Origin of the sequence: Paenibacillus sp. FSL R5-0490, from assembly GCF_001956215.1 — a bacterium.
Taxonomy (GTDB): Bacteria; Bacillota; Bacilli; order Bacillales; family Cytobacillaceae; genus Cytobacillus.
On record NZ_MRTQ01000015.1, the window covers coordinates 62,688 to 77,715 of the forward strand.

Genomic DNA, 15,028 nt, shown 5'->3' on the forward strand with positions numbered 1-15,028 from the left:
GATGGAATTTTCAAATCAATTCTGGGACGCTTCTTTAGAGGAGCTTAAGCAGGGTTACATGGAAGAAAAAGAGACATACACTTGCCTGTTATGCGGGGAAAAGACGGAAAAAGGGATTGTATACCCATATAAAGATCGATTTTACGAAGCGGAACGGTATATGCGCATTCATATTGAAACGGAGCATATCTCGGTTTTTGACTATTTGCTTTCGATGGATAAGAAGCTGACAGGGCTTACGGATCATCAGAAAAGTCTTCTGCAGCTTTTTTATCAGGGGAAAAGCGATAAGGATATTCAGAAGAAGCTGGACATGGGGAGTACCTCGACCATTCGCCATCACCGTTTTGCCTTAAAAGAAAAGGAACGTCAGGCGAAGACCTTCCTGGCGATTATGGAATTGCTGAAGGAAAAGGATGAGCACGCACCAGCATTCCTGCCTGTCCATAAAACCGCCACAATGGTGGATGACCGCTACAACATTACAGAGGGGGAACAGGAGAAAATCCTAAAGAAATACTTTCCCGAGGGTGCCGCTAAACCCCTTGCAAAGTTTCCTCCTAGAGAGAAGCAAAGGCTGATTGTGCTGCGGGAGATTGCCGGTGGGCTGAAGGCCGAACACAAATACGGCGAGAAAGAGTTAAACGACACACTAAAGGCCATTTATGAGGATTATGCGTTGATCAGAAGGTATTTGATCGATTATGGATTTTTAGATCGAAAGCCCGATGGCAGAGAGTATTGGCTTAAAAAATAGAAAAACGGGGGATTAACATGGAACGAAAAAGAGAATTGAAGCAGCAGTTTAAAGAAACACCCATTGAAGCTGGGGTTTATCAAATTAAAAATACAGTTAACAATAAAATCTTCATTGGCAGCACAAATAATTTAAAAAGCCTGAACGGAGTCAGATTTTCACTCGAAACAAACGGCTACATGCCTAATCGGGGGCTGCAGGAGGAATGGAATCAGTTTGGGAAAGAGGCTTTTGAAATCAGTGTTCTGGAGAAGCTGAAGAAGAAGGATGATCCGTATTTTAACGGGAAGGAAGCCCTGGGGAAGCTGGAGGAAAAGTGGCTGGAGGAGCTGCAGCCATTTGGCGATAAAGGTTATAACCAGGAATAATACCAACAATAAGAAACAATTGAAGTCTGGTTCCCTTATGAATCGGACTTTATTTTTGTGGTGCAGCCTGATTTTGAAAGAATACTAGAAATCTGTGTCGATCTGGGATTTTTTATGAAAATTTTTGGTTATCTTTGTTAAAATTAAAGGCGGGAAGTTAACTTAATATAAGATATTTTATGAAAGGAATAAATTAACGAATGAAAAAGCCAACAAAGATTCTTTCTATTTATGTAATTGCAATGGTGATGGCAGGAATGCTCGCGGGATGCGGAGAAAAAACAAATGATGGGGCCAAGGATGACGATTTGAAAAACAATTCATCGTTAGAATCTGCTGCTGAAGAGACAGCAGGTGAGTCAGAGGCTAATGATGGAGAAGACTCTTCAACAGAAGAATCTGCTCATAGTGAACCAGATAGTATGGCTTCTGAAAATAGTGCAGGGGATAAAGAAGACAATAAAACATTATCCCAGTATTCCAGTCAGCAAATCGAATACGCAAGAGTTTGGCTGCAGCTTGGACCGAATCAGGATCTCGATGAATTGTATGTTAGGCACATTCCTGCCGGTACACCACTTAATCCGGAAGATGAGACAAGTGCAGGCTATCCGGAAGATGTAATTCAGTTAGCAGGTTCACGCCTTGCAGATGGTTCCGTTACTTATAGTGGAAATGGGGACGGGACGATTAATGTTTACAATGTTCCTTTGCGATGGGATGGCCAATACCCTGCAGGAGAAAAATTTTACAGTGATATAATTGAAAATACAAAGCAAGTGTCCATCGAACCAGGCGAGGATGAAAAGGTTATTGAATTAATAGAAAAGCAAATCGAAGAATAAATAGTATGGATGGAAAAAGAGCTGGACTGACAAAGTCAATTCCAGCTCTTTACACATGGTCTTATTTTAAAGCAAATGAATCCTTCAGCCAATTCTTCCCCTCAACAATCCGGCTGACCATCATGGCCGATACCGTGTTGCCGGCTGAATTCAGGAGGGTAGCCGGTGCATCAATGACCGTAGAGATGACTGCGATGATCGGCAGCACTTCAGGAGGGAAGCCGAACACACTCAAAATGAGCATCTCGCCTATCATTCCGCCACCAGGGATGGCCCCCATAACAGCTCCGACCAGGAATGAAACAGCCAGGATAGTAAGAATGCTGGTCATACTCGACATGTCTTTCCCGAACAAGCTGAACAGGAACACAATCTTAAAGACTCCGCCAAGAACAGAGCCATCTTTATGCGTGTTGGCCCCTAGCGGGATCATGGTTTCAGCGATATCCTGCGGAACGCCCATCTTTCTGACAGCAGCAAGGTTAATAGGAATACAAGCGGCACTCGAGCATGTAGCAATCGCACTGACAGAAGGAGTGATCGCATTTTTCCAGAACACCTTGACGCCATCTTTCCCGCCAGCCGCAAAGGCATACAGCGTAAAGAAGCCAAAGAAGTAGATTAGCGTTAATACCAGATAAAGAACAAACACACGTACATATCCGCCGAGTATCTGCGGGCCAAGCTCACCAATGATCGTCGCGAAATAACAGCCAAGACCGATTGGTGCATAGTACATCACAAATCCAACAATTTTCATCATCACAGCGGAACCGGATGAAAGAAGGTTGGCAATCGGTTTGCCTTTTTCACCGGACATCGCTGTTGCCAGTCCGAATAAAATCGAGAACACAATCAGCTGCAGCATGTTGTTCTTTGAGAACAGCATCTGGAAATCAGGAACCGTGAACGCCTGAACCAGCTGCCCTAGGAACGTAACTTCTTCTGCCTCAGGATCGATGGCCGCCTCCGTCATTATGCTTTTAATAGCAGAGACGTCTGTATTCTTCAGGGGATCCACAATGGAAATCCCGATGAATCCCAGTATAGCGGAAATGACAGCCGTTATAAAAAACACGGTGAAAATCCCGGCCATGATCTTCCCAAGCCTTTTCATTCCGCTCATATTCGCAAGGCTCGATGCGATGCTGAAAAAGACAAGCGGCACAATAATCATAAATAATAAATTTAAAAATAAATCCCCAAACGGCTTCACAACCGCAGTCTTCGGGCCAAAAACCACTCCGGCAACTCCGCCGATCAGGATGGAGAGGAGCAGGAAGATGGTTAGCTTGTAATTTGCAAAAACCTTTTTCATGATGTCTCAACCTTTCTGTGTAATTCAACACTCTATTATATAATTAAATCGTGGCTTAAAAGAAGGCTGATGGAATAATTCTTTTTATTCTGTCTGATTCGTCTTTACTGGCCAAGCACCATTTGACATCAATCAGTAAATATCTTACAGTGATATTATCCAAAAGTCGAAAGGGTGAAGAAAAGCACATGATCCTTTAATCCTGCACTTAGTGAAAGCCGATAGTACAGCCTTCCGTTCAAGTTCCACACCGTGTGGGAATGGGCTTTATTTATCGATGATTTTTCTGAGACAGGATTGAATGTGTGTGCTTTGCTTTTTGACTTGAAGAACGGCTTTATTTCGAAAAGCCTATTTAAGTCTATGGTTGTGCAGCACTGCCTCCTGTCTCGGAAAGTCGAGATAGGAGGCTTTTGTTTTGGGGAAATTTTAGTGGTTCGGAGGTAGAAGGATGGAATTTAAATTACAGGAGATAAAACTTGCCCGTACAAATACAGGCCCATACGGAATCGCTGTTTCAGACAAGGGTGAAGTCTGGTTTACACAGCATAAAGCCAATCAAATCAGCTGCATCGGATTGAATGGGGAAGTGACAGAGTATCCGCTTCCGACACAGGATGCAAAGGTCATGTGTGTAATGGTGTCGTCAAAAGGAGAGGTCTGGTTTACCGAGAATGCAGCAAACAGGATTGGGAGAATTACGAAGGAAGGCACTATTCAAGAATATCCCTTGCCCAATCCAGATTCAGCCCCTTATGGAATTACGGAAGGTCCGACTGGAGATATCTGGTTTACGGAAATGAATGGAAACCGTATTGGGCGGATTAAGGATGATGGTTCTATCACTGAATACAATCTTCCGGCTCAAGGTTCGTACCCGGCATTTATAACGCTGGGATCTGATGATGCTCTATGGTTCACAGAAAACCAAAATAATGCCATCGGAAGAATTACCGAAAATGGAGAAGTGACAGAATTTAAAATTCCTACACCTGCTTCCGGGCCGGTTGGAATTACGAAAGGAAACGATGGTGCACTCTGGTTTGTGGAGATTATCGGCAATAAAATAGGACGTATCAGCGCAGCGGGAGAAATAACTGAATTTGAAATTCCAACCGCGAACGCCCGCCCGCATGCCATCACAGCAGGGGCAGGCAATGATTTATGGTTCACAGAGTGGGGAGCAAATAAGATTGGAAGAATTACAGACAACGGGATGATTGAGGAGTATCCAATTAAAACTCCAAATGCTGAACCGCATGGGATTTCTAGCAGCGATGGGAAGAACATGTGGTTTGCATTGGAGTGTGACAGGATTGGGAAAATCACGTTGATCGAATAATAGAAGGCCTATTTTGATGTGAACTTAATAGATTATTTAACCCCGTCATATAGTCTGGACGGGGTTATTTTAACTCCGTTCTAATAGAATAAAATATTTGCCTGTAATTTTATATAATTTATTGTTGTAATTTTAAGAATATTATTTATAATAAAGTTGAGAGGTGATTCAGGTGTCAGTTAAAAATATTAGTGAGGAAAAAGCACTTACTCCAAGAGGAATTGAAACGCGTGAAAAATTGTTAAGAGCAGCTGAAGAGGTGTTTGGGCAGAAAGGGTATTTTGAAACTTCCATCGTCAATATTTCACAGGAAGCTAAAGTGGCCCAGGGAACATTCTATAACTATTTTCCTTCAAAGAAAGATATCTATGATGAGCTGATTCGAACCTACAGCCGGGATTTGCGCATTGCAATTAAGGAAGGTATGGCAGGAAGCTCTTCATTTGAGGAGGCACAGCGAAATGGCTTCTTCGCTTTCTTCAGCTGGGTCAAAAATCATCCGAATTTATACAGCATTGTCCAGCAGGCTGTTGTGGTGGACCAGGAGCTATTCCGCTGGTATTACGGGAAGCTGGCAAACGGATTTTTAAAGAGTCTGTCTCAAGGGATCGAAGCGGGAGAGTTTAAGGACCTGGACCAGGAGACAGTTGCTTACTGCTTAATGTCGATTGGACAGTTCCTCGGCATGAGATGGGTGTATTGGGAAAAGAAAGAAGTTCCTGAAGAAGCATTTGATGCGGCGATGACACTTATCTTTCAGGGGTTAAAAAAGTAAAGAGGGGGAGTTCGATGAAAGGCATTGCCTATTGGATTCAGAAATGGGCATTTACACATCCAGATAGGACAGCAGTCATAACAGATAACGACAAGGTATCCTACAGGCAGCTGGATAAAATGATCGATTCAGCTGCTGTGAAAATTAATGAAAAGCTGCAGGGAAGAAAAGGAGAACGCATCGCCATTCTGTCGAACAACCGGATTGAATACATAGTCCTTCTATTTGCCATTGCAAAGGCAGAATGTGTGGCCGTCCCGCTCAATATTCGGCTAAGTGCAAAGGAACTGGTTTTCCAGCTCAACGACAGCGGCTCAAAGCTGATTTTTGCCGAAAAAGAGAATGCAGAGTTTGCGTCTTCTCTTGTTGAACAAAGCGAATTAGAATCTATGGAGTTTATGGAGGATTTATGCGAGGTTACCCAAACGAGCATTACTAATGAGAATCCAATTGACGAGGAAGCTCCATACATTATCTGCTACACCTCCGGGACCACCGGAAAACCGAAAGGGGCCGTACTGACACAGAGCAATATGTTCTGGAATGCCGTGAATAACAAGCTTGCGATTGATTTAACGTCAAAGGATCGCTGTATCGTGCTGCTTCCGCTGTTTCATATAGGGGGAATCGGGCTGTTTGCCTTTCCGTCCTTATTTACAGGCGGAACCATTGTGATCCCAGGAAAGTTTGAGCCTGAAAAAGCGCTCGCGATGATTGAAAAACATAAGGTGTCCATTGTGATGGGAGTTCCGACCATCCACCAGGCACTGCTGACAAGCCCATCATTCAAAACGGCTGATTTAAGCACGGTCCGCTGGTTCTATAATGGAGGAGCCCCATGTCCGCGTGAATTAATAGATGCCTATTTTGATAGAGGATTCCTCTTTGGACAGGGCTTTGGAATGACGGAGACATCTCCTACTTTATTTATGCTCACAAAAGAAGACGCACCGCGGAAGAGAGGGTCCATCGGAAAGCCTGTGTTATTTTCTGAATATAAGCTGATCGATTCAAAGGGCAAAGCTGCTGCAAAAGGTGAAGTTGGCGAGCTTGCAGTGAGAGGGCCAAATATCATGAAGGAATATTGGAACCGGCCAGATGCTACTAAGGATGCACTGAAAGATGGATGGCTCCTGACGGGGGATTTAGCCAAATCAGATGAAGAAGGGTTCCTGTTCATTGTAGGCCGAAAGAAAGAAATGATTATTTCCGGCGGGGAAAATATCTATCCGCTGGAAGTGGAGCAAGTGATCAGTCAATTAAGAGATGTAGCCGAGGTTGCGGTGGTTGGAAATGCTAATCCACTTTGGGGTGAAGTGCCAGAAGCGTTCATTGTAAAAGTAAATGGAAGCGCTTTAACTGAAGATGATGTTGTTCAACACTGTCACGGGAATCTTGCAAAATATAAGATTCCAAAGAAGGTAACATTTTTAAACGAGCTCCCGAAAAATGCCACGGGAAAAATACAGAAAACACAACTTTTAGTAAGAAGGTGAAAAGGTGATCAGTTATAGTGTCGGCCAGGAGGCATCCTGCAGCAAAACCATTACAGAAACAGATTTTGTAATGTTTGCAGGAATTAGCGGAGATTTTAACCCGGTCCACATAGACGGGGAATACGCCAAAAAAACGAGATTTAAAAAGCGCATAGCACATGGTCTCTTAACATCCAGTCTATTATCCCAGCTATTGGGTGTGCATCTGCCCGGAAAAGGATCCATTTATGTTGAACAGACCATCCGGTTCAAGGCGCCTGTTTTTATAGGCGATACGATTACCGCACAAGGAATGGTTCAGGAGATTGACAGCAAAAGGCGAATACTGACTTTGCTGACCGAGTGCTTCAATCAGGATGGAACAAAAGTTTTGACAGGCACGGCCAAGATGATGGTGCCTGAGGATGGAGGGGTAATCTGATGGGAATTGGCATTAAAGCAACAGGAGTATTTTTCCCTCCTGGAATCGAAACGGCAGCCGATCTCGCAGTAAAGACAGGCATACCTGAAGAGGTGATTATCGAAAAGTTCGGTTTGGTACAGAAGCATGTTGCAGATGATAGCCTCCATGCCTCCGACTTGGCCATTGCTGCGGGAAGGCAGGCGATCGAAGGAATTGACCCGCTGTCCATCGATGTCGTGATTTATTTTGGCAGTCCTCATAAGGATTATTATGTCTGGTCCAGTGCTCCGAAAATCCAGCATGAATTAGGGGCGAAAAATGCCTATGCGTTTGAAATCATGAATGTCAGCTCCTGCTTTCCGATTGCTTTGAAGGTAGCAAAAGACATGATTGCTTCAGATCAATCAATCCAAAATATCCTGCTGGTTGGGGGATGCAAGGAATCACAAATTATCGATTATGCGAACCCGCGCTCGCGCTTCATGTTCAACTTTGCGGATGGCGGAACGGCTGCACTGATCACAAGGGATTCCTCGCATAGTGAAATACTCGAAAGTGCCATCCTGACAGACGGATCCTTCCATGATGATGTCCGAACGCCTGCTGGAGGGTCTAAGCATTATGCCAGCCGCGAAACAGTTGAAAAAAACCTTCATTATATTGATGTGAAGGATCCGCAATCCATGAAAGAAAGACTCGATCCTGTATCGATTGCAAATTTTGATCATGTAGTTCGCGAAGCACTCCATAGAAGCGGTTATTCTCCTCAAGATATGAAACTCCTATTGCCATTGCACACCAAACGTTCCATGTTCAAAGAACTCTTACAATCACTCGAACTTCCGGAAGAAAAAGCAATTTACTTAAATCACCATGGCCACATGTCTTCACTTGACCCATGCATTGGGCTGCATTTTTCCCAGGAACGGGGACTTTTGAATCCCGGGGATATTGCGGTTGCAGTCAGTGCGGGAACTGGGTATACGTGGGCTGCGACGGTTGTGCAGTGGAAATGAATTAGAAGGATTCATAGATAAGCAGCAAGATTTTACATGGCCTAAGAAAATGAAAATAGGGGGAATGGCTATGAAATTCAAGTTAAACGGCTTTAAATCACTATTAATGCTTGGAATTGCACTCACTCTTATCATTACTTCCGGATGTTCCGGAGACACAGCAAGTTCAGAAGAAGAAACGGTTAAAATTGGTGTTTTAGCTTCCTTAACCGGTCCTCTCGAGACGTACGGAAAGCAGACGGTTGCCGGATTTGAACTGGGGCTCGATTATGCAACCGAGGGATCCAAGGAAGTAGCGGGCAAAAAGGTCGAGTTCATTGTGGAAGATACGGAAACAAAACCTGATGTCGCCGTAAGAAAAGCAACCAAGCTTCTGGAAGAGGATGAAGTAGATTTCTTAGTGGGTTCATCAAGCAGTGGCGACACACTGGCCGTTTTGCCGCTTGCTGAAGAATACGAAAAGATCATGGTGGTGGAGCCTGCGGTTGCTGATAGCATAACCGGTCAGAACTGGAACAAGTATATATTCAGGACTGGAAGAAATTCATCTCAGGATGCCGTTGCCGGTGCAGCTGCAATCGCTGAAAAAGATGTGAAAATCGCGACCTTCGCACAGGATAATGCGTATGGACGGGAAGGAATCGCTGCTTTTAAAGAAGGAGCGGAGAAGCTTGGAGCCACTATTGTGAATGAACAGTTTGCAGACCCGAATTCCACTGATTTCACAGCGAATATTCAAAGCATCATAAATGAAAAGCCTGATTACCTTTATATCGTCTGGGCAGGATCCAATGCCCCATGGAAACAGTTAAAGGATATGCAGCTGGAAGAGCAGGGAATTAAAATTTCCACTGCGGCGCAGGATATTGCTTCCTTAAAGACGATGGATTCTCTAATTGGCATGAGAGGCTTTTCCATTTACTATCACACCCTTCCGGATAATGAAGTGAACGACTGGCTGGTGGAAGAGCATAAGAAAAAATTTGACGGTGAGATTCCTGACCTGTTTACAGCCGGCGGAATGACAGCTGCCATCTCCATTGTGGAGGCCCTGAAGAAAACAGAAGGTGATAAAGATGTGGACGGCCTGATCACCACAATGGAAAACATGGAGTTTGAGACACCGAAAGGAACGATGAAGTTCCGGGCTGAGGATCATCAGGCATTGCAGTCCCTGTACGCTGTAACCCTGGAGGAACAGGATGGTGTGGATCATCCGGTGCCGGTCCTGATCAGGGAATTGAATATGGAAGAAACCGAGCCGCCAATCCGAAATGACAAATAAAAATTCAGAATAGTTAGATATATAGGAGGATGCGCCAAGTTGGAAAATATTCTGGAAACCAAAAGCCTATCTGTTTCCTTTGGAGAGCATGATGTCATAAAAGATGTGAACATGGAAATAGAGCGAGGGAAGCTGACTTCGATTATCGGTCCAAATGGGGCCGGCAAGACCACTCTCTTTAACCTGCTGAGCGGCCAGATTGCTCCAACAAAGGGAGAGATTTATTTTAAGAAAGACAATATAACTAAGCTCTCTGTACCCTTACGGGCGAGAAGAGGCATTGGACGTTCCTTCCAGCTCACCAATATTTTTCCGGAATTGACGGTGCTCGAAAATATCAGACTGGCCATCCAATCATCAAGTAAAGATTACTACTCAATCTTTCCAAGGCTTTCGTACATGAACCGCCAGCAGGATGAAGCAAAAGCGGCCATGGAGAGGTGCATGTTAAGCGGGAAGGAAGATGTGCTGGCACAGGATCTGGCACATGGGGAAAAACGAAAACTGGAGCTGGCCATGCTGCTGGCTCTAAAAACAGAACTGCTTCTTCTCGATGAACCGACAGCAGGCATATCGATTGAAGAGATCCCTGCCATTCTGGAAGTGATTGAGAAAATTAAGAAGGAAGGCCTGTACACGATTGTCTTAATCGAACACAAAATGGAAATGGTCATGCACCTGTCCGATACCCTTGTGGTGCTATTCAATGGAGAGCTCCTGGCCAGCGGCAATCCGAAGGAAATTATTAAGGATCAAAGAGTTCAGACGGCATATTTAGGAGGCTTCCACCGTGAGTCTATTAAAACTGGATAATCTGGAGACCTATTTGGGTCAATATCACATTCTTCAGGGTGTGTCCATGTCTGTGGAAGAGGGAAGCATCACCGTTCTCTTCGGGAGAAATGGCGCAGGCAAAACGACAACACTGCGCACCATCATGGGCTTTAACCCATCCACCACGGGTTCCGTGCATTATCACGATCAGAAGATCAGCGGAATCCCTACCCACCTGATCTCCAGAAAAGGAATCGGCTATGTGCCGGAAAATCAGGGAATGTTCAGTGCGCTGACAGTAGAAGAAACCCTGAATCTGGCCAAGGCAAAGAACATAGGTGAGACAGAGGAAAAAATGGAGTGGATGCTGGAGCTCTTCCCGGATTTGAAGAAGTTCTGGAGCAAAAAAAGCGGTTTGCTTTCCGGTGGTCAAAAACAGATGCTGGCGATTGCCAGGGCGTATATCAATGGAGATGGACTGCTTCTGATTGATGAGCCAAGCAAAGGATTATCGCCGATCATGGTTGAAAAGCTGATGGAATCGATTCTGAAAATGAAGGAAAAAACCACGATTCTGCTTGTGGAGCAGAATTTCCTGATGGCGAGTGAAATCGGCGATTACTTTTACATTATGGACGACGGAAAAATAGTCCATGATGGCTTGATGCAGGATCTTAAGGAGGACAAGGAAACCTGTCAGAAATACTTGGGCATCGCGTAAGCAGTGAAGGGGGGCTGGAAATGGAAGTCTTTATTAATTTATTGGTCAATGGGGTTTCAACTGGGCTTTTGATATTCCTTCTGGCTGCTGGACTTACCTTAATCTTTGGACTGATGAGTGTATTGAACTTCGCCCATGGCGGATTATTCGTCTGGGGCGCTTTCTCAGGAGCATGGTTTTTTAAAGAAACAAACAGTTTTCTATTAGCGATAGCGGGTGCAGTTGCTGTCGGAATGGTCTTGGGCTGGGTATTGGAGAGATTCCTGATCCGTCCTGTCTATGGGAATCATGTGAGACAGCTGCTGATTACATTAGGCGGGATGCTGGTATTATCGGAAAGCATCAAAATCTTCTGGGGGCCAAACCCGATAAGGGTAAACCTGCCAGCGTGGCTTGAAGGGAGTTATCAGTTTGATGGAATCATCATCATAAAATACCGTGTGTTTGTGATTGTGGTTGGACTGCTGCTGTATCTGGCATTATGGCTTTTGCTCAGCCGTACGCAGATTGGACTTATGATCAGGGCTGGAGTGCTGGATAAGGAAATGGTTCAGGCGCTCGGAATCAATGTAAAAGGACTTTTTACATTCGTATTTCTGCTCGGTGCCGGATTGTCTGCTTTAGGCGGAGCGCTATTAGCGCCGTATTCTGGAGTCGTTTTTGCGGAAATGGGCATGCAGTATGCCATCCTGGCTTTCATTGTTGTCATCATTGGCGGAATGGGAAGCCTGCAGGGATCTGCACTGGCTTCCCTGATCGTAGGAGTAGCGGGAGCGTTTATGGCTTATTATATGCCTGATTTGTCACTGGCATTGAATATGCTCCTATTGGCTATCGTATTATTGGTGAAACCAACAGGGCTGCTGGGAGAAAAGGGGAGTGCTGTATGAGAGGTGTATTTCATAAAGTGCCGCTGTACTGGGGGCTTGCGATTCTGCTTTTCATGCTTCTGGTACCCTTTGTTAACGACTCCCGAAGCACACTGATTTTACTTACTCAAATTTTCATTTTTGCCATATTTGCGATGAGCTTTGATATTCTGTTAGGGTATACCGGCATTGTTTCCTTTGGTCATTGTATGTTCTTTGGAATCGGCGCTTACAGCACGGCTCTCATTTTTAATAAGCTGGATGCAACTCTGCCAAACTTTTTAATTGGATTGGTTATAGGCATCATCCTATCCGCTCTGGTTAGCTATATCATTGGTTTATTATCACTAAGGCTCAAAAGCCACTTTTATGCGATGCTGACACTGGCAGTATCACAGCTCTTTCTTGTACTGGCAGAGAAATGGAGGGGACTGACGCATGGCGGAGACGGTTTTACCTTCAGTGTGCCTGACGTATTCAAAGACCGTACTTCTTTCTATTACATTACACTCATTAGTGTTGCCGTTGTTTTCATCCTGCTGAAGCTTTTTACAGAATCGTCCACTGGCAAGGTGCTAAAAGCCATTTCCCAGAATGAATATCGTGCAGAAGCACTGGGGTATCAAACACTACATTATAAACTGATTGCCAGCGTGACGGCTGGAGTGGCAGCTTCCTTAAGCGGCGCACTTTATGCAGTGTCACTACGGTTCATTAATACCAATGTCTTTTCTATTGAAGTTACCCTTGATGCTCTCTTAATGACGATGATTGGGGGAATGGGAACCCTGGCTGGTGCCATAGCAGGAGCGGGGATCATCGAATTTTTAAGACATTATCTTTCTGAGCTTGCGATGACTTTCCCCATCTTTGAACGATGGACGATTATCCTCGGATTCTTATATATAGTGGTGCTCCTTGGGTTCCCTTCCGGTTTGGCAGGAGTTATTAAAAAGTTCACCTTGAAAAAGGGGAGGAGGGAGAAGAAGAAAAGGAATATGGAGAGGGCTGCATAGTGTGGGATAAGATGATTCTGGAAACCTTGCCATCATGGGTAAGGTTTTTTATTAATTGCAAAAACACTTATTTTTTCGGGATATTGAACGTGGGGTTAATATCAAAACTATTATCTTTAATGTTGTGAAAAAACGTTCTTAAGCTGATGAGAGCTGATAAATCCAATGCGGATCAGGCTATTGAAGCGGTCATAGTTATCATCAGAACATAGAAAAAGAATAAACCTCTCCATCAAAATCAAGGGATTTCAGGAGAGGCTGGTATTATAGGCTGCTCTTAGAAAAATATTTCCGGGTTTCTTCACGTGTTTGATTTGGCAGGACACGATCCAGCTCTTCATTTAACCATGAAAGTGTTTTACTGCGCAGGAAATCACGCATTTTTTCTTCGGCTGAGAGCATAACTAAATTGATGGTACAAGAGGAGGTACCTGAAGAGCAGATATTTTCTCTATACAAATAACCATTATCTTTAATGTTTTTACATTGAAAAATTGGCTTGGGACCTTCAACTGCTTCAATTACATCCCAAAAAGATATTTCTTCTGGAGATTTAGCGAGTTTATAACCACCCTTAACTCCAGGGACTGAACTAACAATTTCGTTCTTAGATAATTTACTGAATATCTTTAGTTTGAGAAGTGTGCTTACATACTAATAAGTGTTGTACTGAGTTATAGTGAATGTTAACTTCAGTCAATTAATAGATGTATGCTCTTAAAAGGACACATATAAGAGACATGGCAAGGAGCTTGAATAGAATGGAGACATCTATAGAAAGGTTATTATGGAGTATTGCACTTCCTGGTTTTGGGCAATTTTTAAATGGAAAATTGATAAAGGGAATGGTTATTGTATTTTTAGAGTTCCTTATAAATGTACAAGCGAATTTCAATAGGGTCATTATTTCAAGTTTTCATGGAGATATTGAAAAGGCAATTGCAGAAACCGATTATTTGTGGCTGATGTTTTACCCTTGTTTGTATTTTTTTGCTATGTGGGATTCCTTTAAAGATGCGGGAGGAGGAAAAAATAGTTATTCTTTTCTTCCGTTTGTGTCTTCAGCTTACTTTGTTACAGTGGGGTGTATGTATTCCTCTACCTTTAAGCTTTTTGGAGTACTATTAGGACCTATTTGGCTTCCGATTTTGTGCGTTATACCAGGTGTCAGTGTGGGCGTTATTTTAATGAAGATAATAAGAAAAAAACACTTCGAACCATTTTAACCAGGGCAGCCATCTTATTGTTAAGCACTTTAAGTAAGCTGTTTAGTCACTGTATAATGAATAATTACCATGTTCATTTACAAACTAAGAAAAGAAAATAATTTTCAATATACAGACTTAACCGTCCCAAAGGTTAAGAATTTCTTTAAAGAAATTCTCAATAAGTTAATGCAAATGGATATTTCTATTTTAGATTTGCTGGAGCAAAAGGGTTTACTCCAAAACAGGCCTTTTTCATACAAAAATGCTGAAGACAGAGAGAGCAAGCTATTCAAAGTGGCATCAACCCAGCAGAGGCCGCTTAATGCTGTTGAATTAGCAAGTATGTTTGGATCCTTTCAATGTAATAATGTTGGTTTAGCTTTATGTACTGCTTTTTCGGATGTCGCAAAGGATGAAGATACAAAGAGTTTTTTAGAGGATGGAACCAAATTGTCATACCATCAAGTTGATGTTTTATCAGAAATATACAGAGAAAACGGAGTGCCGACAACCACCGGATTGGAGGCTCACTTTTATAAGGTGAATAAATCCCCATTTTCAGATAAACTAATGGCTAACTTAATCATGTTCTTGAACCCCATCGGAATAGGCAATCTGCAAACTGCTGTGGTTTCAAGTTATAAAAAAAGTCACGTGAAAAGACTAAAGGAATTAATTGACCAGGTGGAAAGCTATTCAGCGCAAGGGTTTAAGTTATTGGTGCGGAAAGACTGGCTTAATGAGCCGCCTGTAGCCAATAGGTCAATTGATAGTTAATAATTTGAGTCAAACAGCCTAAAACATTCCCGAAAAGTTATGAGAGTGAACAAAAAGC

16 protein-coding genes and 1 pseudogene are annotated in these 15,028 nt (G+C 43.4%); 15 read left to right on the plus strand and 2 right to left on the minus strand.

All coding sequences use genetic code 11. From position 1 onward, the window contains the following. Position 1: 1 nt before the first annotated feature. The 3 genes from BK139_RS13725 (at position 2) to BK139_RS13735 (ending at position 1,970) form a co-directional block, all read left to right on the plus strand. Positions 2-757 carry a DUF2087 domain-containing protein gene (locus BK139_RS13725; protein ID WP_076259674.1) on the plus strand — a complete coding sequence of 252 codons (756 nt, stop codon included), beginning with the start codon at positions 2-4 and terminating at the stop codon, positions 755-757. Between the two features lie 17 nt (positions 758-774). Next, complete coding sequence (locus tag BK139_RS13730; RefSeq protein WP_076259677.1) at positions 775-1,125, plus strand: GIY-YIG nuclease family protein; 351 nt, start codon at positions 775-777, stop codon at positions 1,123-1,125. Between the two features lie 200 nt (positions 1,126-1,325). Continuing rightward, a complete protein-coding gene (locus BK139_RS13735) occupies positions 1,326-1,970 on the plus strand; it encodes a hypothetical protein (protein WP_076259679.1) in 645 nt (214 codons plus the stop codon). Positions 1,971-2,031: 61 nt separating this feature from the next. Here the strand turns inward: BK139_RS13735 and BK139_RS13740 are convergent, their stop codons facing one another. Next, on the minus strand, positions 2,032-3,288 hold the full coding sequence (locus tag BK139_RS13740; RefSeq protein ID WP_076259681.1) for a dicarboxylate/amino acid:cation symporter: 1,257 nt from the start codon (positions 3,286-3,288) through the stop codon (positions 2,032-2,034). A gap of 451 nt (positions 3,289-3,739) precedes the next feature. Here BK139_RS13740 and BK139_RS13745 point away from each other — a divergent pair, with 451 nt between their 5' ends. The 10 genes from BK139_RS13745 (at position 3,740) to BK139_RS13790 (ending at position 12,985) form a co-directional block, all read left to right on the plus strand. Further along, a complete protein-coding gene (locus tag BK139_RS13745) occupies positions 3,740-4,630 on the plus strand; it encodes a Vgb family protein (protein WP_076259683.1) in 891 nt (296 codons plus the stop codon). A 172-nt stretch (positions 4,631-4,802) separates the two neighbouring features. Beyond that, the gene (locus BK139_RS13750; protein ID WP_048008510.1) at positions 4,803-5,405 is read left to right on the plus strand and encodes a TetR/AcrR family transcriptional regulator; all 603 of its coding nucleotides are present in this window, start codon (positions 4,803-4,805) and stop codon (positions 5,403-5,405) included. 14 nt (positions 5,406-5,419) lie between these two features. Continuing rightward, on the plus strand, positions 5,420-6,901 hold the full coding sequence (locus BK139_RS13755; RefSeq protein WP_076259685.1) for an o-succinylbenzoate--CoA ligase: 1,482 nt from the start codon (positions 5,420-5,422) through the stop codon (positions 6,899-6,901). Between the two features lie 4 nt (positions 6,902-6,905). Further along, on the plus strand, positions 6,906-7,322 hold the full coding sequence (locus tag BK139_RS13760; protein WP_076259687.1) for a MaoC family dehydratase: 417 nt from the start codon (positions 6,906-6,908) through the stop codon (positions 7,320-7,322). Next, the gene (locus BK139_RS13765; protein WP_076259689.1) at positions 7,322-8,320 is read left to right on the plus strand and encodes a 3-oxoacyl-ACP synthase; all 999 of its coding nucleotides are present in this window, start codon (positions 7,322-7,324) and stop codon (positions 8,318-8,320) included. Before BK139_RS13760 ends, BK139_RS13765 begins: the two co-directional genes overlap by 1 nt. A 106-nt stretch (positions 8,321-8,426) precedes the next feature. Further along, complete coding sequence (locus BK139_RS13770; RefSeq protein WP_483310648.1) at positions 8,427-9,605, plus strand: substrate-binding domain-containing protein; 1,179 nt, start codon at positions 8,427-8,429, stop codon at positions 9,603-9,605. 39 nt (positions 9,606-9,644) lie between these two features. After that, positions 9,645-10,418 (plus strand): ABC transporter ATP-binding protein, encoded by a 774-nt coding sequence (locus BK139_RS13775; protein ID WP_048008515.1) that lies wholly within the window; start codon positions 9,645-9,647, stop codon positions 10,416-10,418. Next, entirely contained in the window at positions 10,396-11,100 is a 705-nt protein-coding gene (locus BK139_RS13780) for an ABC transporter ATP-binding protein (RefSeq protein WP_076259695.1), read from the plus strand. Before BK139_RS13775 ends, BK139_RS13780 begins: the two co-directional genes overlap by 23 nt. Before the next feature lie 20 nt (positions 11,101-11,120). Further along, a complete protein-coding gene (locus tag BK139_RS13785) occupies positions 11,121-11,990 on the plus strand; it encodes a branched-chain amino acid ABC transporter permease (protein WP_076259698.1) in 870 nt (289 codons plus the stop codon). 53 nt (positions 11,991-12,043) lie between these two features. Continuing rightward, complete coding sequence (locus tag BK139_RS13790; RefSeq protein WP_434002965.1) at positions 12,044-12,985, plus strand: branched-chain amino acid ABC transporter permease; 942 nt, start codon at positions 12,044-12,046, stop codon at positions 12,983-12,985. Between the two features lie 264 nt (positions 12,986-13,249). Here BK139_RS13790 and BK139_RS13795 read toward each other — a convergent pair. After that, positions 13,250-13,615: pseudogene (locus BK139_RS13795) on the minus strand (Rrf2 family transcriptional regulator); the annotation flags it as partial. 131 nt (positions 13,616-13,746) lie between these two features. Here BK139_RS13795 and BK139_RS13800 point away from each other — a divergent pair. After that, positions 13,747-14,211, plus strand: coding sequence for a hypothetical protein (locus BK139_RS13800; RefSeq protein ID WP_076259700.1), 465 nt, complete (start codon positions 13,747-13,749; stop codon positions 14,209-14,211). A gap of 69 nt (positions 14,212-14,280) precedes the next feature. Next, positions 14,281-14,970, plus strand: coding sequence for a DUF3231 family protein (locus tag BK139_RS13805; protein WP_286148821.1), 690 nt, complete (start codon positions 14,281-14,283; stop codon positions 14,968-14,970). Positions 14,971-15,028 lie beyond the last annotated feature (58 nt).